Annotated in this window: 12 protein-coding genes; 7 read left to right on the top strand and 5 right to left on the bottom strand. The window is 69.9% G+C overall.

Features of this window, described 5'->3' with window-relative positions:
- Positions 1-22: 22 nt before the first annotated feature.
- From prpC to metE, 5 genes are all read left to right on the top strand, one after another.
- A complete protein-coding gene (prpC, locus tag AC07O8_RS16105; RefSeq protein ID WP_495048987.1) occupies positions 23-1195 on the top strand; it encodes a bifunctional 2-methylcitrate synthase/citrate synthase in 1173 nt (390 codons plus the stop codon).
- A gap of 52 nt (positions 1196-1247) precedes the next feature.
- Positions 1248-3896: a Fe/S-dependent 2-methylisocitrate dehydratase AcnD gene (gene acnD, locus AC07O8_RS16100; RefSeq protein ID WP_495048986.1), complete on the top strand. Its 2649-nt coding sequence runs from the start codon at positions 1248-1250 to the stop codon at positions 3894-3896.
- A gap of 84 nt (positions 3897-3980) precedes the next feature.
- Positions 3981-5201: a 2-methylaconitate cis-trans isomerase PrpF gene (prpF, locus tag AC07O8_RS16095; RefSeq protein ID WP_495048985.1), complete on the top strand. Its 1221-nt coding sequence runs from the start codon at positions 3981-3983 to the stop codon at positions 5199-5201.
- Positions 5202-5270: 69 nt separating this feature from the next.
- On the top strand, positions 5271-6134 hold the full coding sequence (locus tag AC07O8_RS16090; protein ID WP_067278390.1) for an isocitrate lyase/PEP mutase family protein: 864 nt from the start codon (positions 5271-5273) through the stop codon (positions 6132-6134).
- A gap of 128 nt (positions 6135-6262) precedes the next feature.
- Positions 6263-8554, top strand: a complete 2292-nt coding sequence (metE, locus tag AC07O8_RS16085) for a 5-methyltetrahydropteroyltriglutamate--homocysteine S-methyltransferase (protein WP_495048984.1) — start codon at positions 6263-6265, stop codon at positions 8552-8554.
- 322 nt (positions 8555-8876) lie between these two features.
- Here the strand turns inward: metE and AC07O8_RS16080 are convergent, their stop codons facing one another.
- Positions 8877-9362, bottom strand: a complete 486-nt coding sequence (locus tag AC07O8_RS16080; protein WP_088404788.1) for a hypothetical protein — start codon at positions 9360-9362, stop codon at positions 8877-8879.
- 87 nt (positions 9363-9449) lie between these two features.
- Between AC07O8_RS16080 and AC07O8_RS16075 the strand changes: the two genes are divergently transcribed.
- The gene (locus tag AC07O8_RS16075) at positions 9450-9710 is read left to right on the top strand and encodes a VF530 family protein (RefSeq protein WP_495048983.1); all 261 of its coding nucleotides are present in this window, start codon (positions 9450-9452) and stop codon (positions 9708-9710) included.
- A 41-nt stretch (positions 9711-9751) separates the two neighbouring features.
- Here the strand turns inward: AC07O8_RS16075 and AC07O8_RS16070 are convergent, their stop codons facing one another.
- Positions 9752-10396 (bottom strand): response regulator, encoded by a 645-nt coding sequence (locus tag AC07O8_RS16070; RefSeq protein WP_495048982.1) that lies wholly within the window; start codon positions 10394-10396, stop codon positions 9752-9754.
- Positions 10397-10779: 383 nt separating this feature from the next.
- On the opposite strand from AC07O8_RS16070, the gene AC07O8_RS16065 reads away from it, so the two are divergent.
- Positions 10780-11670, top strand: a complete 891-nt coding sequence (locus tag AC07O8_RS16065; RefSeq protein ID WP_495049107.1) for an alpha/beta fold hydrolase — start codon at positions 10780-10782, stop codon at positions 11668-11670.
- Positions 11671-11744: 74 nt separating this feature from the next.
- Here AC07O8_RS16065 and AC07O8_RS16060 read toward each other — a convergent pair whose 3' ends face one another.
- The 3 genes from AC07O8_RS16060 to AC07O8_RS16050 form a co-directional block, all read right to left on the bottom strand.
- Complete coding sequence (locus AC07O8_RS16060; protein ID WP_495048981.1) at positions 11745-15086, bottom strand: sensor histidine kinase; 3342 nt, start codon at positions 15084-15086, stop codon at positions 11745-11747.
- Positions 15087-15188: 102 nt separating this feature from the next.
- Positions 15189-15605, bottom strand: coding sequence for a hypothetical protein (locus AC07O8_RS16055; RefSeq protein ID WP_495048980.1), 417 nt, complete (start codon positions 15603-15605; stop codon positions 15189-15191).
- A gap of 218 nt (positions 15606-15823) precedes the next feature.
- On the bottom strand, positions 15824-18286 hold the full coding sequence (locus AC07O8_RS16050) for a mechanosensitive ion channel family protein (protein WP_495048979.1): 2463 nt from the start codon (positions 18284-18286) through the stop codon (positions 15824-15826).
- Positions 18287-18366: the final 80 nt, after the last annotated feature.

Raw genomic sequence — 18366 nt, 5'->3', positions numbered from 1 at the left:
TCCACTTCCAGGAGACATCCCCATGAGCGACACCACGACCGCGAACGCGGCAGGCGCCCCCGCCTTCAAGCCCAAGAAGTCCGTCGCCCTGTCCGGCGTCGCCGCCGGCACCACCGCCCTGTGCACCGTCGGCCGCACCGGCAACGACCTGCACTACCGCGGCTACGACATCCTCGAGCTCGCCGAACGCTGCGAGTTCGAAGAGATCGCCCACCTGCTCGTCCACGGCAAGCTCCCCAACGCCGCCGAACTGCGCGGCTACAAGGCCAAGCTGAAGTCGCTCCGCGGCCTGCCCGCCGCCGTGATGGACGCGCTCGAAACCCTGCCCGCCAGCGCCCACCCGATGGACGTGATGCGCACCGGCGTCTCCGCCCTCGGCTGCTCGCTGCCGGAGAAGGACGACCACAACCTGCCCGGCGCCCGCGACATCGCCGACAGGCTGATGGCCTCCTTCGGCTCGATGCTGCTGTACTGGTACCACTACAGCCACAACGGCCGCTCCATCGAGGTCGAAACCGACGACGAGTCCATCGGCGCCCACTTCCTGCACCTGCTCCACGGCATGACGCCGTCCAAGGGCTGGGAACGCGCGATGCACACCTCGCTGATCCTCTACGCGGAGCACGAGTTCAACGCCTCCACCTTCACCGCCCGCGTCATCGCCGGCACCGGCTCGGACATGCACTCGGCCATCGCCGGCGCCATCGGCGCCCTGCGCGGTCCGAAGCACGGCGGCGCCAACGAGGTCGCCTTCGAGATCCAGAAGCGCTACGACACCCCCGACGAGGCCGAGGCCGACATCCGCCGCCGCGTCGAGGCCAAGGAAGTCGTCATCGGCTTCGGCCATCCCGTCTACACCGTCAGCGACCCCCGCAACGAGGTCATCAAGAAGGTCGCCCACCAGCTGTCCAAGGACGCCGGCTCGACCAAGATGTACGACATCGCGGAACGCCTCGAGAAGACGATGTGGGACGCCAAGAAGATGTTCCCCAACCTGGACTGGTTCAGCGCCGTCAGCTATCACATGATGGGCGTGCCGACCGCCATGTTCACCCCGCTGTTCGTCATCGCCCGCACCAGCGGCTGGGCCGCCCACGTGATCGAGCAACGCCAGGACAACAAGATCATCCGCCCCAGCGCCGTCTACACCGGCCCGGAAGACCAGGTCTTCGTCCCGCTGGCACAGCGCCCTTGAGAAGCCGGTCGACGCCGTCGACCGCGATGACCGCATGAGAGAAGTTTCAGAGATGCCAGCCACGACGCCCGCACCCACCATCGCCTCCGCCATCCCGCTCAACGAGACCTGGCGCAAGCCGCTGGCCGGCACCGCGCTCGACTGGTTCGACGCGCGCGCCGCCGTCGAGGCGCTGCGCCCCGGCGCGTGGGACCGCATGTCCTACACCGCCCGCGTCCACGCCGAGAACCTGGTGCGCCGCTGCGATCCCGCCACCCTCGACGAGAGCCTGCTGCAGCTCGCCGACGGCAAGGCGGATCGCGACTTCCCCTGGTACCCGGCGCGCGTGGTCTGCCACGACATCCTGGGCCAGACCGCCCTGGTGGACCTGGCCGGCCTTCGCGACGCGATCGCTGATCAAGGCGGCGACCCCGCCAAGGTGAACCCGGTCGTGCCGGTGCAGCTGATCGTCGACCACTCGCTGGCCGTCGAGTGCGGCGGCTATGACCCGCAGGCGTTCGAGAAGAACCGCGCGATCGAGGACCGCCGCAACGAGGACCGCTTCCACTTCATCGAGTGGTGCCGCACGGCCTTCCGCAACGTCGACGTGATCCCGCCGGGGAACGGGATCATGCATCAGATCAATCTGGAGCGGATGTCGCCGGTCGTGCACGTGGACCGCGGCGTCGCCTATCCCGATACCTGCGTCGGCACCGACAGCCACACGCCCCACGTCGACGCGCTCGGCGTGATCGCCGTCGGCGTCGGCGGGCTGGAAGCGGAGAACGTGATGCTCGGCCGCGCCTCGTGGATGCGGCTGCCCGACATCGTCGGCGTCGAACTCAGCGGCCATCGCCAACCCGGCATCACCGCCACCGACCTGGTGCTTGCGCTGACCGAGTTCCTGCGCAAGGAGAAGGTCGTCGGCGCCTACCTGGAGTTCTACGGCGAAGGCGTCTCCAGCCTCACGCTCGGTGACCGCGCCACCATCTCCAACATGGCGCCCGAATACGGCGCCACCGCCGCGCTGTTCGCGATCGACGAGCAGACGCTCACCTACCTGCGCCTGACCGGGCGCGAGGAAGCGCAGGTCCAGCTCGTCGAGACCTACGCGAAGGCCGCCGGCCTGTGGTCAGGGGAGGGCAACACGCTGTCCGGCGTGGTCTACCCGCGCATCCTGCGCTTCGACCTGGCCAGCGTCGTGCGCAACATGGCCGGCCCGTCGAACCCGCATCGCCGCCTGCCGACCTCCGCGCTGACGGAGCGCGGCATCGCCGGCCCGTGGACCGAAGAACCCGGCCGCATGCCCGACGGCGCCGTGATCATCGCGGCCATCACCAGCTGCACGAACACGAGCAACCCGCGCAACGTCATCGCCGCGGCGTTGCTCGCGCGCAATGCGCGGCGCCTCGGCCTGACGCGCAAGCCGTGGGTGAAGACCTCGCTCGCGCCCGGCTCGCGCGCGGTCACGCTGTACCTCGAGGAAGCCGGCCTGCTCGGCGACCTGGAGGCGCTGGGCTTCGGCGTCGTCGCCTATGCCTGCACCTCGTGCAACGGCATGTCCGGCGCGCTGGATCCCGCCATCGATCGCGAGATCGTCGAGCGCGACCTCTACGCCACCGCCGTGCTCTCGGGCAACCGCAACTTCGACGGCCGCATCCACCCGCGCGCCAAGCAGGCCTTCCTGGCCTCGCCACCGCTGGTGGTCGCGTACGCGATCGCGGGCACCATTCGCTTCGACATCGAACGCGACGTGCTCGGCGTCGTCGAAGGCCGCGAGATCCGCCTGAAGGACCTCTGGCCCGAGGACGACGAGATCGACGCGCTGGTGCGCAGCAGCGTGAAGCCGGAGCAGTTCCGCAAGGTCTACGAGCCGATGTTCGCGATCACCGCGGCGTCGACCACGAAGACCGAGCCGCTGTATGACTGGCGCGCGCAGTCGACCTACATCCGCCGTCCGCCCTACTGGGAAGGCGCGCTGGCCGGCGAGCGCACGCTGCGCGGCATGCGCGCGCTGGCGGTCCTGCCGGACAACATCACCACCGACCACCTGTCGCCGTCCAACGCGATCATGCTGGACTCGGCCGCCGGGGAATACCTGTTCAAGATGGGCCTGCCCGAGGAGGACTTCAACTCCTACGCCACTCACCGCGGCGATCACCTGACCGCGCAGCGCGCCACCTTCGCCAATCCGACGCTGAAGAACGAGATGGTCCGCGGCGCCGACGGCGAAGTGCTGGCCGGCTCGTTCGCGCGACTGGAGCCCGAGGGTCAGGTCATGCGCATGTGGGAAGCCATCGAGACCTACATGGCGCGCCGCCAGCCGCTGATCATCATCGCCGGCGCGGACTACGGGCAGGGCTCGTCGCGCGACTGGGCCGCCAAGGGCGTGCGCCTGGCCGGTGTGGAGGCCATCGTCGCCGAAGGCTTCGAGCGCATCCACCGCACCAACCTGATCGGCATGGGCGTGCTGCCGCTGGAGTTCCTGCCGGGCACGACGCGCTTGACGCTCGGCCTGGACGGCTCGGAGACCTACGACGTGTCGGGCGAGCTGTCGCCGCGCGCGACGCTGACGGTCATCGTCCACCGCCGCAACGGCGAGCGCATCGAAGTGCCGGTGCGTTGCCGCCTGGACACCGCCGAGGAGGTCGAGGTCTACCAGGCCGGCGGCGTGCTGCAGCGCTTCGCGCAGGACTTCCTGGCGGCGGCCGAGGCCGCGTGAGCAGCGCGGCCTGAACGGCATGGGAAGGGCGTCTGAAGGATCCTTGAAGGACCTTCGGCGCCCGCAACAACGACGGAAGCAGTCATGAGTTTTCTCCCTCAAGTGAAGATCCCCGCGACCTACCTGCGGGGCGGTACCAGCAAGGGCGTGTTCTTCCGCCTCGACGACCTGCCCGAGGCCGCGCGCGTGCCCGGCGCCGCGCGCGACCGGCTGCTGATGCGCGTCATCGGCAGCCCGGATCCCTACGGCAAGCAGATCGACGGCATGGGCGGCGCCACGTCGAGCACCAGCAAGACGGTGATCATTTCGCGCAGCACGCGGCCCGGTCACGACGTCGATTACCTGTTCGGCCAGGTGGCGATCGACACGGCGCTGGTCGACTGGTCCGGCAACTGCGGCAACCTGTCCGCCGCGGTCGGTCCGTTCGCGATCCAGGCGGGTTTCATCGACGCGGCCACGCTGCCGCGCGACGGCATCGCCACCGTGCGCATCTGGCAGGCCAACATCGGCAAGACCATCGTCGCCAAGGTGCCGATGCGCGACGGCCAGGTGCAGGAGAGCGGCGACTTCGAGCTCGACGGCGTGACCTTCCCGGCGGCGGAGGTCGAGCTGGCCTTCCTCGATCCGGGCAATGACGATGCCGATGGCGACGACGCCGGCGGCGCGCTGTTCCCGACCGGGAACGTCGTGGACGTGCTGACGATGCCGGAGGACCTCGTCCCCGGCGGCCAACTGCGCGCGACGCTGATCAACGCGGGCATTCCGGCGGTCTTCGTCGACGCGAAGGACCTGGGCTACTCGGGCACCGAGCTGCAGGACGCGATCAACGGCGACCCCGCCGCGCTGAAGCGGCTGGAGGCGATCCGCGCGCACGCCGCGCTGCACATGGGCCTGATCAAGACGCTGGACGAAGCGAAGACCCGGCAGCACACGCCGAAGCTCGCCTTCGTCGCGCCGCCGTCGACCTACCGCTCGTCGAGCGGCAAGACGGTCGAGGCCGACAGCATCGACGTGCTGGTGCGCGCGATGTCCATGGGCAAGCTGCACCACGCGATGATGGGCACGGCGGCGGTGGCGATCGGCACCGCGGCCGCGATCCCCGGCACGCTGGTGTGCGAGGCCGCGGGCGGCAAGGCGCTGCCGGCGGTGCGCTTCGGCCATCCGTCGGGCACGCTGCGCGTCGGCGCGGAAGCGGTGCAGGAAGGCGGCCCGGACGGCCAATGGCGCGTGACGCAGGCGGTGATGAGCCGCAGCGCGCGCATCCTGATGGAAGGCACCGTGCGCGTGCCCGCCGAGGCGCTGTGATCGGCGCCCGCTGATCTGGCCATCGACATCCGTATCGAATTCGAATTCAGACCATCAAAGAGAACTGACATGACATCGACCCGCAAGACGCTGCGCGCGCTGGTGAACGAACGCCGTGGCGTGCTGGTGCCGGGCGCGTTCAACGCGCTGTCGGCCAAGGTGATCGAGGACCTCGGCTTCGAGGCGATCTACGTGACCGGCGCCGGCGTGACCAACATGTGGTTCGGCCTGCCGGACCAGGGCTTCATGGGCCTGTCCGAGATCGCCGATCACACCGCGCGCATCCGCGACGCGGTGAACCTGCCGCTGATCGTCGACGCCGACACCGGCTTCGGCAACGCGCTCAACGTGCGCCACACGGTGCGCGTGCTGGAACGCGCCGGCGCGGACTGCATCCAGCTCGAGGACCAGGTGGCGCCCAAGCGTTGCGGGCATTTCACTGGCAAGGAGGTCATCTCGACCGAGGAGGCGGTGAGCAAGATCAAGGCGGCGGTGGATGCGCGACGTGATCCGGACTTCCTGATCATGGCCCGCACCGACGCCTGCGCGACGCAGGGTTTCGAGGCCGCGATCGAGCGCGCGCAGCGCTTCGCCGAAGCCGGCGCGGACATCCTGTTCGTCGAGGCGGTCACGAAGGCGGAGGAGATCCGCGCGCTGCCGCAGCGTCTGTCCACGCCGCAGCTGATGAACATGGTCATCGGCGGCAAGACGCCGATCACCGATGCGGGCGAGCTGCAGCAGATGGGCTACGGCGTCGTGCTGTACGCCAACGCCGCGCTGCAAGGCGCGGTGGCCGGGATGCAGAAGGCGCTGGGTGTGCTCAAGACGCAGCGCCGCATCGACGAGGATCCCAACCTGGTGATCCCGTTCGCCGAGCGCCAGCGGCTGGTGAACAAGCCGGAGTGGGATGCGTTGGAGAAGAAGTACACCTGAAGCCTCCCTGCTCACGCCGCGTGAATCCCATTCAAGTTTTCTTGAATTAATATCGTTTTACGTCATGGAGAACGGTCCCTACGCTTCGGGACCTTTCAGCAGTTGTTCTCCCGGGAGGGAGCTTCTCCATGACCACGATCCACAACCTCGGCTTTCCCCGCATCGGCGCCAGGCGCGAACTGAAGTTCGGCCAGGAGGCCTACTGGAAGGGCCAGTCCACGCGCGATGAACTCCTCGCCCTCGGCGCCCGGCTGCGCGCGACGCACTGGGCCGCGCAGCAGGCGCTGGACCTCGTGCCTGTCGGCGACTTCTCGTTCTACGACCAGGTGCTGGACATGAGCTTCACGCTCGGCAACCTGCCGCAGCGCGTGCGCGACTTCCACGGCGACACGCTGGACAACTACTTCCGTGTCGCCCGCGGCCGCTCCGCCGAGAGCGCCGAAGCGCACGCGCATTGCTGCGGCGGCGTCGCCGCCGGCGAGATGACCAAGTGGTTCGACACGAACTACCACTTCATCGTTCCCGAGTTCGACGCGTCGACCACCTTCAAGCTCGACGCCTCCCGCCTGCTGGCGCAGCTGGCCGAGGCGAGGACCCAGGGCGTGAAGGCCAAGCCGGTGATCGTCGGCCCGGTGACCTATCTCGCGCTGGGCAAGGCGAAGGATGATTCCGACCGCCTCGCGCTGCTCCCGAAGCTGCTGCCGGTCTACGTGGCGCTGCTCGAGACGCTCGCCGAGCACGGCGTCGAGTGGGTGCAGATCGATGAACCGATCCTCGTCACCGACCTCGAAGCCGGCTGGGCGCAGGCCTTCAAGACCGCCTACGCGGCGCTGTCGGGGTCAGGCGTGAAGCTGCTGCTGGCCACCTACTTCGGCCCGCTGAAGGACAACCTGGCGCTGGCCGCCGGCCTGCCGGTCCAGGGCATCCACCTGGACGCCGTCAACGCCCGCGATGAGGTCTCCGCGCTGACCGCGGCGCTGCCGGCGGACCGCGTGGTGTCGCTGGGGGTGATCAACGGCCGCAACATCTGGAAGAGCGATCTCAACGCGGTGCTCGACTGGCTGGAGCCGGTGGCCGCGACGCTCGGCGAGCGTCTGTGGATCGCGCCCTCGTGCTCGCTGCTGCACGTGCCGGTGGACCTCGCGAGCGAGCAGAAGCTCGATGCCGAGGTGAGATCCTGGCTCGCCTTCGCATTGCAGAAGCTGGCGGAATTGGACTTGCTCGGCCGCGCGCTCAAGGGCGGTCGCGCCTCGGTGCAAGCCGAGCTCGACGCCAACCGCCGCGCGATCGAAGCCCGTCGCCGCTCGCCGCGCGTTAACAACCCGGCGGTGAGGGCCGCGGTCGCGGCGATCGATGCGAAGTCGGGTCAACGTCAGGCCGCCTACGCGCAGCGCGCGGCGAAGCAGGCCGCGCTGCTGAAGCTGCCGGCGTTCCCTACGACGACCATCGGCTCCTTCCCGCAGACCGGCGAGATCCGCCATGCGCGCAGCGAGTACAAGGCCGGCCGCCTCGACGAGGCCGGCTACCAGGCGGCGATGCGCGCCGAGATCGCGCGCAGCGTCAAGGAACAGGAAGCACTGGGGCTCGACGTCTTCGTGCACGGCGAGGCCGAGCGCAACGACATGGTCGAGTACTTCGGCGAGCAGCTCGAGGGCTACGTGTTCACGCAGTTCGGCTGGGTGCAGAGCTACGGCTCGCGCTGCGTGAAGCCGCCGGTGCTGTTCGGCGACATCAGCCGTCCGAAGCCGATGACGGTCGAGTGGACGCGCTACGCGCAGTCGCTGACCGACAAGCCGATGAAGGGCATGCTGACTGGGCCGGTGACGATCCTGAACTGGTCCTTCGTCCGCGACGACCAGCTGCGTTCGGTGTCGTGCAAGCAGCTCGCGCTGGCGATCCGCCAGGAGGTGCTGGACCTGGAGCAGGCCGGCGTGCGCGTGATCCAGATCGACGAGGCCGCGCTGCGCGAGGGCCTGCCGCTGCGCCGGTCGCAGTGGCGCGAGTACCTGGACTGGGCCGTCGAGTCCTTCCGCATCACCGCCAACGGCGTGGCGGACGAGACGCAGATCCACACGCACATGTGCTACTCGGAATTCAACGACATCATCGCGTCGATCGCCGACATGGACGCGGACGTGATCACGATCGAGACCTCGCGCTCGGACATGGAGCTGCTCGACGCGTTCGACGACTTCAAGTACCCGAACGAGATCGGGCCGGGCGTCTACGACATCCATTCGCCCAACATCCCGACGCAGGCGCACATCGTGCACCTGATGCGGAAGGCGGCGGAGCGCATCCCGGCGGAGCGCCTCTGGGTGAATCCGGACTGCGGGCTCAAGACCCGCCAGTGGGCGGAAGTGATCCCGGCGCTGACCAACATGGTCGCCGCCGCGAAGACGCTGCGAGAGTCGGTCTGAATGGCGCCCTCTCCCTCTCACGCTCGCCGGAGAGCAACCGTGTCAAGCCTTCTTTGACTGCCACGTCCGCTGGCCCTCACCCCAACCCTCTCCCGCAAGCGGGAGAGGGGGCAAGAGGGTCCGCTCGGTGCACGCTCACACACTCTCCCGCTTGCGGGAGAGAGGGCAAGAGGGTCTGCTCGGCGCACGCTCACACACTCTCCCGCTTGCGGGAGAGGGGGCAAGGGGGGGCAAGAGGGTCCGCTCGGTGCACGCTCACTCCCTCTCCCGCTTGCGGGAGAGGGCGGGGGTGAGGGCCAGCAGCCTCACGCACGAACTGACGTCAGGGCTTCAGGAAGTCGTTCTCCACCCACGCCGCCGCACTCGCCTCGTTGAACTTGAAGCCGGCCGCCACCCTGACCTGCGCGAGCTGCTCGCCGTCGTCGTTCAGCGCGGTCAGCGTCGCATACGGGTTGTCTTCATCGGGCACGATGTCGAGCAGCACCTGGATGCGCCCGTTCGCCGTGTCCAGCTTGACGCTCTTGTGCAGCCTCGCGTGCAGCTGCTGCTCGTGGCGCCGCAGCACCTCCGAGGCCGTCTTCACCAGCGTGTGGAACGCGGCCGCGTCGAGCGGCTTCGGATTCTTCTTGTCGCGCCCCATGGTCCAGGGCCCGACCAGCGCCGGCTCGGCCTCGCCGATCAGGGTCATGGCCACGGCCCAGCCCTCATCGTCCTCGTTCTTGATGACCTGCGCGGTCCAGCGCTCGTCCTGCCACGTGCGCGGCTCCTGGATGATGGGGCGTTCTTCGTCAGGGAAATTCGTGCTCATGACGATGAAGGTACCACGCGGGCCCGAGCCTCGAAGCAACGCCGAAGCCACGCCGGGTCGTCCTTCGCGACCGGCGACAATCCCTTCATGACCGAGTCCGCCCCGCCGCCGCAAGAGCAACCGCGCAACCCCTTGCACGGCCTGACGCTGGAAACCATCGTGACCGAACTGGCCGCCGAGTACGGCTGGGACGGCCTCGACGAGCGCATCCCGCTGCGCTGCTTCGCCTTCGAGCCGAGCGTCAAGTCCAGCCTGAAGTTCCTGCGCAAGACGCCGTGGGCGCGCGAAAAGGTCGAAGGGCTCTACCTGTTCATGCTGCGGGAGCGGCGGCGGACCACGCGACCCTGAACGGCCATCGTCGTCGACGCGCGACGAACGACGCGCACCGATCAGAGATCGATGATCCCGCGCCTCACCGCGATCGTGACCGCATGCGTGCGATCGCTCGCGACCAGCTTGCCGAGGATGCTCTTCATGTGCGCCTTCACCGTGCCCTCGGCGATGTCCAGCTGGCTGCCGATCCGCTTGTTGGAGCGACCTTCGGCCACCAGCTTCAGCACCGTCGTCTCGCGGCCCGTCAGGTGCTGATCCGCCACGTGCTCGGCGAGCTGCATGGCCAGCGCTGACGGGAAGCGCCGGCCGCCGGCATGCACCGCGCGGATCGTGTCCAGCAGGTCCTTGCGCAGCGTCTCCTTCATCAGATAACCCGCCGCGCCGGCCTGCGCCGCCTCCAGCAACTGCGCCGGCGCGCCGAAGCTGCTGAGCATCACGACGCGCGCCGCCGGGAACTCGCCGCGGATCGCCTTCAGCGCGGCGATGCCGTCCATCGTCCGCATCCGGACGTCCATCAGCGTCACGTCCGGCAGGTACCGCCGGAACGCCTCCAAGGCTTCCGCGCCGTCCTGCGCCTCCGCCACCAGGCGCATGTCGGACTGCAGGCCGATCGCGCCCGCGAGGCCCTCGCGCAGCATCGGATGGTCGTCCACCGTCATCACGCGGATCGGCCGGTCGTTCTTCAGCGGTGTCGTCGTCATCGGGCGTGTCCTCTGTGCGGATCCTCTCCGCGACGACTCTGCCCGTTCGTGGGAGGGGCGGGATCTCTCCTTCGGGAGATGCCCCCGCGTGACGGTGACAGCCGGTGGAAGCCAGGCCGCGCACTGCCTACCCTGTACGAAAGAGGGAGGCGAGGGGGAGCCTATGCGGCATGGCGGCGCGCGCCGACGCTGGCGAACATCGCCCTCACCTCGCCGCATTGGCTCAGGTATCCCTCCCCATTCGGCAACCTCTGCCCCGCCTGAAGGAATCCCTCATGACAACGAACGCCACCCGCCGCACCGTCGCGGCGCTCCTCCTCGCGGGAGGCACCGCGATCAGCGCCGTCGGCGCCCTCGGTGCGCTCCTTGCGGCATCGTCGGCGATGGCCCAATCGACCGCCGCCACCGCCACCGCCGCGACCGCAGCGGCGAAACCTGTCCCCATCGTCGAACGCGACGCCACCGTGAACGGCGTGAAGCTCCATTACCTGACGGCCGGCTCCGGCGACGCGACCCCCATCGTGCTGCTGCACGGCTACGCGCAGACCAGCCGGATGTGGCGCCCGCTGATGCCGCGCCTGGCCACCGACGGCCCGGTGATCGCAGTGGACCTGCGCGGCGCGGGCGGTTCCGGCAAGCCGGACCGACCCGGCGAGAAGAAGCTGCTGGCCCAGGACATCCATGCGCTGACGCAGCAACTCGGCTACAGGAAAGTGAAGATCGTCGGTCACGACATCGGCCTGATGGTCGCCTACGCGTACGCGGCGCAGTACCCGGACGAGGTCGAGAAGATCGCCCTGCTGGATGCCTTCCTGCCGGGCGTCGGCGACTGGACCAAGGTCTGGCTGCTGCGCGACCTGTGGCACTTCCACTTCTACGGCGAGGTCCCCGAGAAGCTGGTCGCCGGCCGCGAGCGCATCTACTTCGAGCACTTCTGGAACGACTTCGCCGCGGACAAGACCAAGTCCATCCCCGAAGCCGATCGCAAGTTCTACGCGGCGGCCTACGGGCAGCCCGGCGGCATGCACGCCGGCTTCGGCTACTTCAAGGCGTTCGAGCAGGACGCCAAGGACTTCGAGGCGATGTCGAAGACCAAGCTGAAGATGCCGATGCTCGTGCTCACCGGCGAGAAGGCCTCGGGCGAGTTCCTGATCGCGCAGGGACGTCTGGTCGCGGAGTCGGTCGACGGCCGCATCGTGAAGGGCGCCGGCCACTGGATCATGGAAGAGTCGCCGGACTACACGATGGACGCGCTCGTCGAGTTCCTGAAGTGAGCCAGATCCTCGAGTGATCCCGATCCGGGCGTGACCCGGCCTCAAACTGGCCCCAGCCCGGCCTCAACCTGCCCTCAACCCGGCGCTCGCGTGGGCAGCACGCGACCCAGCAGCTCGCGCAGCCGCCGCTGAAGGGCCGGTAGGCGCGGCGGCTTGTCGCGCCGGCGGTAGGCCAGTGCGGCAGGGATGCTCAGCAGCACGTCGGTGCCCGCGCCCGGCGCGCTGCGCAGCTCGAAGCTGCCGCCCACGCGGGTCACGCGCTCGCGCATGCCGCTCAGGCCCCAGTGACCCGGGCTGTGGCCGTCGGCCTGCGTCGCGGTCGGAACGCCGACGCCGTCGTCGGCGATCCTGATCGTGAAAGCAGCGTCGGTGTACGCGATGGTGAGCGTGATGCCCGTCGCCTTCGCATGCTGGAACGCGTTGAACAGCCCCTCCCGGCCCACGAGCGCCAGCTCCGCGTGCACGCACGCGTCCAGCAGCCGCGGCGTGCCTTCGACGTCGCAGCGGAACGCCGCGTCATGGAAACCGGAAAGGTCCCGCCCCAGCGCCTCCAGCGTCTGCTCCAGCGTGCCGACGTCGGGCGGCGGCAGGCGCAGGTCGGTGACGCGGTTGCGGCCCTCGATCACCACGGCGTCGGCCTGGTCCAGCACACGCTCCATTTCCGCGCGCGCCGGGGAGTCGTCGGGGATGCCCCACGCCACGCGCTGGAAGCGCAGCAGCAGCCCCTGGAAGCCCTGCAGCAGCGTGTCGTGCAGGTCCTGCGCGATGCGGGTGCGTTCGTCGAGCCGGGCGCTGTAGCGCTCACGCGCCCGCGCTTCGATCTGGCGCAGGCGCATGCGCACGACGAGCGCGATCGCGATCAGGGCCGCCAGCGCGCAGAGGACACGGAAGCCGGTCGACTGGACGAAGGTCGGCGGGATCTCGATGGCCAGCGTGGCAGGCTTGGCGCTCCAGACGCCGTCCTCATTCGTTCCCTGCACTTCGAAGGTGTAGCTGCCCGGACCGAGGTTGGTATAGAAGGCCTGGCGGCGCGAGCCGGCCTCGTGCCAGTTCGTCTCGAGCCCGCGCAACCGGTACTTGAAGCTCGCGCGCTCGGGCATCGCCAGCGACAGCGAGGTGTAGTCGACCTGCAGGTCCTTGGTCCCCGCGACCGCGCGCACGAGGCCGCCGGCGTCGGGTCGAAGCGCCGTGCCGTTCACCAGCACGCGCTGGATGTCGAGTACCGCAGGCGCTGCGCTGCGCGTCAACCGGGCCGGATCCACGGTGACCACGCCGTTGGTCATGGCGAACCAGAGCCGACCGTCGGGCGTCTGCAGCGCCGTGCGCAGCGGCCAGTTGGTCTCCGCCCGGCCGGTCAGGCCATCCTGCGTGTCCAGCTGCGTCAACGGCACCTGGAAGCCCGGCGCCTCCATCGCCCGCCGCAGGTCGGCCGCCGCGATGCGGGTGATGCCGGCCGCGCCGTTCAGCCAGAGCTCGCCCTCGGCGGTCTCGACAATGCCGCTCACGCTGTTGAGCGCGTCCGCCGAGCCGCTGCGCAGGTCGTGGAAACGACCATCGTCGTCCAGACGCTGCACGCCACGGTCGCCGCCGATCCAGACGTGTCCCTTGCCCGCGGTGATCGCCAGCACGCCGCCGACGCGCAGCCCGTCCTTGTCGGCGAAGCGGGTGAGCCGGTCGCCTTCGTCGACGCGCAGGACCTGGCCGTCGACGTAGCCGATCCAGACGCGACCCCGCGGATCCACGGTGATGCTGGAGGCCAGCGAGCCCGACGGGAATCCCTTGTTCCCGGACAACCATTCCCACCGTCCGTCGCTGAAGCGGCGCAGCAGCCCACTGAACTGCGAGGCGACCCAGATCGTGCCCGAGCGGTCTTCGGCCAGATCCTTGATCGTGCCCTTCCAGTTCGGAACGTCCGGGGTGCGTACGACCGTGGACGGCCCGCCGGGATCCAGACGGGAGAGGCCTCTGATCTCGCCCACCCAGACGGTGTCGGCATGGTCGACGAACACCCGGCTGATCGTCGAATTGGGCACGGCGTACTGCCGCAGCTCCTGCTCGCCGCCCGCCGGCGGCAGATGGAAGATGGCGGCGCGTGACGTGAACCAGAGGTCGCCGCGCGGCCCCATGGCCATCGCCAGCGTGGACATGGGAACCGGGAACTGGAACAGGGAGACCCGCGTGGGCCGCAGGCGGTCGAGCCCGCCGTTCGTGGCGATCCAGATCGACCCCTCCCGGTCCTGCAGCAGCCGCATCACCTGCTCGCCGCTCAGGCGCTGGTTCGGCGTCAGGCGCTGGATGGCCGGGAGGCCGAAGGTGTAGGCCTGCATGCCGTCGGTCGCGGTGGTGATGGCCACGGCTGCCGAGGCGGCCGTGGTGGCCGGGACGGCCGATGCGGGCACCAGCGGGAGGAAAGGCGTGGGCGGCGGGGCCAAGGCCTCGGGCGAGAGGTCCCGGCCGACGGCGGGCTCCTCGCCGGGGAAGCGTTCGCGTGTCACCCCGTCGCGTGCACCGGACCAGAAGTAGCCGTCCCGGTCGAACATGGGCATGTAGGTGCTCGCGGCGACGGGGTGGCCGGTGCCGAAGACGTCGCCGGGCACCTGGGGACGCGGCAGCCTGAAGTAGCGCATCTGGAACGGCTCCATCTTGATGACCGCCCAGATCCGTCCGGTCGGATCCACTGCCATGTAATTGGGGGTGGTGCCTGGCGTCTCGACCGGAGAGAAACGGGACTGCCCCGCCGCTTTCACCAGCAGGCCGCGGGTGTTGTTCACCCACAGGTTGCCGTCGCCGTCCAGAAGCACGTTCCAGGTGATGAGATCGGGGGAGGGCTCGGGATAGCCCTCTGCCTTCCCCATCCGTTGCCAGCGGTCGCCGGTTCTCTTGAACAGGCCGCGCGTGCTGGCCACCCAGACGGTGCCGTCCTTCTCCTGTGCGAAGCCGCGCGTGGCGCCTTCGAACCCGCCGGGGCGCATCGGCTCCTGCAGCAGGACGTGGCCGTCGCGGACGTGGGCGAGGCCGCCGCGCATGAAGCCGATCCACAGGCCGTTGTCCGGGGTGGCACGCAGCGAGAGCACGGACCGCTCGGGGAGCTTCTCGCCGGCGAGGGACTCGAAGGTCTCGAAGCGGACGCCGTCGAAGCGCAGCAGGCCGCGATCGGTGCCCAGCCACAGGTAACCGTCGGTGGTCTGCGCCAGGCTGTAGACCGGCCCGACCAGTCCTTCCCGCGGACCCCACGAGGTGTGGTGGAGCTGGTCCAGCGGCGGATGCTTCAGCAGCTCGGCGAGGGGGATGCGCTCCGGCGTCGGCGCCTGGGCGGCCATCGCGGCCATGGCGGCGGCCGGGACGAGGAGCGGCAGCAGCAACGCGAGTCCGGCACGGACGATGGCTCGGAGCAGACGAAGACCGGGTGCTTGCATGTCGGGATGCCGGTGGTGCGGAGCGCGCAACATACCACCCACGGGGCAGGCCGACGTCGCCCGGATGGGAGACGCCGGCACCGCACGCCGGCGCGCGGCCGCTCAGCCTCGGCTGTGCTGCGGCAGCGTGCTGTCCGATGCCGGCCGGCGCCCGGCGCGCCCCGACGCGAAGTCCTCCTGGTGGTGGCCGTTGAGGCGGTCACTGGGGCGCGCATCGCTCCCTTCGGGCAACTCCTCCGGCACTTCCTCCTGCACTTCCTCCGGCACCACGGCGGGGTCGGCGGGATCGGCGTCGGACGATCGCCGGGGCGCACCGCCGCCGTCGTCACCGGTGCGCACGGCGCCGGAATTCGATTCGCCGACGTCGCCCTCGCTGTCGCCCTCGCTGTGGCCTTCCGGCGCATCCGGATCGGTCGATCCGGTCACCGGCTGGTTGTCCCCCACCGGATCGTCGTCTTCATTCTCGGGGCGCGAGGTCGGGGGAGGCGGCGTGCCGCCGGGGGAGGGATGGCTGTTCATGATCACACCTTCGTTGTGCCGGAACCCGGCTCAACGATTCCAGGCAAGCTGGGCGCCGTCGCGCGGGGACAGCCGCGCCAGAACGGCGGTGCTTGGCGTCACGCATCCAGGGAGGCGCTTCACGGCGGCAGGCCCGCCGCCGGGTCGGCGACAGCCCGGTAAGCCGTGCCGATGACGAGCAAACGCAGGGAGAACTTCCCGGCTCGTCGTCAGACGGTTCAGGGCTGGGACTGAGACCGCGGGTGGGGCTCCGCGCTGTCCAGCATGCTGCGCAGGTGCACGTCCATCTGCGGATACGGGATGTCGATGCCGGCGCGATCGAGCGCCGCGAGGACGCGGGCGAGCAGCTCGCCGCGCAGGGTCGTCCATCCGCCGACGTCCTGCGTCCAGACGCGCACCACGAAGTTCAGCGCGCTGTCGGCGTAGCCGGTCATCAGCACCACCGGCGCCGGATGCCCGGACACGCCCGGCGTCTCGCGTGCCGCCGCGCCGAGCACCGCCAGCACCTGGGCCGGGTCCGATCCATAGGCGACGTTGACCGCGATCTCGATGCGGCGGCTGCGGTCGAACAGGGTCCAGTTCGTGAGGTTCCCGCTCAGCAGCAGGCCGTTGGGCACCACCACGTCGGCGCCGTCGAAGGTGCGCAAGATGGTGGCGCGCAGGCCGATCTCGCGCACGGTGCCGGACGTGCCCGCGGCGTCGACCAGGTCCCCCGGCTGGATCGGACGCTCGAACATCAGCACCAGGCCGCAGACGAAGTTGTTGACCACGCCTTGCAGTCCGAATCCGATGCCCACGCCCAAGGCGCCGAACACCAGCGCGAGCTGGCTCACCTTGAAGCCCGCCGCCGACAGCGCCACCAGGAAGCCGAACAGCAGGACGCCGTAGTAGCTCAGCGAGGCGATGCTGTTGCCCACGCCGCGCGGCAGCGCGGCGTGGTGGGGCAGCTCGTCGCGCAGCAGTCGACGGACGGCGCGGGCCACCCACAACGCCAGCCAGCTCGACAGGAGGAACACCAGCACATCGCCCAGATGGATGGAGACCTCGCCCACGTCGACGCCGAGATCCAGCACCCGGGTCCCGATGGCGTGCAACGGGCGGAGCACGCGGAACCGGTCCATGCTGTAGACGAGCCAGCCCAGCCAGGCGGCGAGGACCAGCAGCCGGGTGACCATCACCTCCAGCGTCGGCCCATGCTGCCGGACGAGTTTGCGCTGCGCCAGCTCGGGTTGCCGCACGAGCGCGTGCAGGATGCCGCGCACCGCCGCCACGCCCGCGTAGAGCAGCAGGGCCATGTAGCCGCTGTCGATCACGCCGCTGGTCAGGGTCTCCGCGAGGGAGATGTTCCCGCCGATGTTGGAGGCGACGGAGACCGTGAGCACGGCCAGCACGATCCAGCTGATCCGGCGGACCGCCGCCTGCAGACGGCTTTCGCCGGCGGGGCGGTCACGAGGCGCGCGTCGGAGCAGCCACACGGTGAGCCCCATGGCCAGGACGCTCACGGCCAGCGTGTAGAGGCGGTACAGGCCGACGTCGGCCGGAACGGCCACCCCCAGGCGGTCGGCGATGTAGAGCGCCACCGCGACGTAAGGCCAGACGCCCAGCGCGCGCACCGTGCCCGACGGCAGCAGGCGCAACACCGGGACGAGCGCCAGCACCAGGGCGATTTCCTGCACGAGCAGCGGGGCGTCGGGCTCCAGCACCAGCACGCCCAGCATCGCGAGCAGCAGCCAGGACGAGACGGGGCGACGCAGCGCGCGCGTCACGTGGCCGGGGGCGCCATCATCGGGGGCACGGCGGGCGCGCACCGCCAGCCACAGGATGAGCGGCAGCAGCAGGATCTGGAACAGACGCAGCGCCTGCTGGTTGCCGCCGTCGGCGGCGTGGTAGTCCACCGCGAACTGGCGTTCGATGTCGAAGCCGCGCGCCATCGCGGCGATCGCTCCGGCCGTGCCGGTGCCAGGTCTGAACTCGTGCCACAGCGGCGGCACGTCCGTCCGCAGCAGTTGACGGTCGATCTCGTCGATGGCCGCATCGACCTCGTCACGCCCGGACTGGATGCGGGCCTTCAGCTCGCTCGCGCGCTGCGTCAGGTCGAACTGCCTCGCCAGCACGACGCTCAGCGCCGCTTCGGACGCATCGAATTGCGCCAGCATCGTGTCGACGCGCGCCGAGAGCGCCGGCGGAAGACCGTCGAGCAGGCCCGCCGCGCGCGTGGCCGACCACGCCGCGCGTCGTTGGGCCAACTGGAGGGCGGCCTCCGCGTACGGGGACAGCGCCCGGTCGGACCGCTCTTCCCATCGCGCGAAACGGCGGTCGTCGAAGTCCCAGTGTCGCGCCAGGCTCTCGAGGCGCATGACCGTCAGCGTGCGCAGTGCACCGCCCGCGGCGGCGTTGAGCTTGGCGTTGACCGGCCGCGCGATGGTGTCGAGTTCCCGGCCCAGTCGTTCGGACGGGTCGGCCGCCCCGAGCAGCCGCTTCGCCCGGTCGACGCGCTGCAGGTCTTCGTCGGCGCGCGTCAGGATGTCCGGCGCCGCGACGGGGGCGACCGCGGCGGTCCCCGAGGCCATCGGAGCGGACGGCGCCGGGCTGGCGCCGGCCAGCGTCAGCAGCGGGGCCAGTGCCCCTGCCACCAGGAGCCGTCGGACGTATCGAAGGAAGAGGATGGGCGAGCCGCGCATTTGGCAGGGGATTGTGCATGGGCTGACCGTGCCTGGAGCGCCTCGTGGGCCCCATGCGCCTCATGCGCCTCATGCGCCTC

Source organism: Roseateles sp. GW821-FHT09G09 (assembly GCF_059415965.1).
The sequence above is the reverse complement of the archived record's forward strand: the minus strand, read 5'-3'. Positions and strand labels throughout refer to the sequence as shown.

Excerpts from the sequence above, each read along its gene's own strand:
- AC07O8_RS16055 (WP_495048980.1), bottom strand. The coding sequence starts at position 15,605 with ATGAACAGCCATCCCTCCCCCGGCGGCACGCCGCCTCCCCCGACCTCG.
- acnD (WP_495048986.1), top strand. The coding sequence starts at position 1,248 with ATGCCAGCCACGACGCCCGCACCCACCATCGCCTCCGCCATCCCGCTC.
- AC07O8_RS16060 (WP_495048981.1), bottom strand. The coding sequence starts at position 15,086 with ATGCAAGCACCCGGTCTTCGTCTGCTCCGAGCCATCGTCCGTGCCGGA.
- prpF (WP_495048985.1), top strand. The coding sequence starts at position 3,981 with ATGAGTTTTCTCCCTCAAGTGAAGATCCCCGCGACCTACCTGCGGGGC.
- AC07O8_RS16075 (WP_495048983.1), top strand. The coding sequence starts at position 9,450 with ATGACCGAGTCCGCCCCGCCGCCGCAAGAGCAACCGCGCAACCCCTTG.
- prpC (WP_495048987.1), top strand. The coding sequence starts at position 23 with ATGAGCGACACCACGACCGCGAACGCGGCAGGCGCCCCCGCCTTCAAG.
- AC07O8_RS16065 (WP_495049107.1), top strand. The coding sequence starts at position 10,780 with ATGGCCCAATCGACCGCCGCCACCGCCACCGCCGCGACCGCAGCGGCG.
- AC07O8_RS16050 (WP_495048979.1), bottom strand. The coding sequence starts at position 18,286 with ATGCGCGGCTCGCCCATCCTCTTCCTTCGATACGTCCGACGGCTCCTG.
- AC07O8_RS16090 (WP_067278390.1), top strand. The coding sequence starts at position 5,271 with ATGACATCGACCCGCAAGACGCTGCGCGCGCTGGTGAACGAACGCCGT.
- AC07O8_RS16080 (WP_088404788.1), bottom strand. The coding sequence starts at position 9,362 with ATGAGCACGAATTTCCCTGACGAAGAACGCCCCATCATCCAGGAGCCG.
- metE (WP_495048984.1), top strand. The coding sequence starts at position 6,263 with ATGACCACGATCCACAACCTCGGCTTTCCCCGCATCGGCGCCAGGCGC.
- AC07O8_RS16070 (WP_495048982.1), bottom strand. The coding sequence starts at position 10,396 with ATGACGACGACACCGCTGAAGAACGACCGGCCGATCCGCGTGATGACG.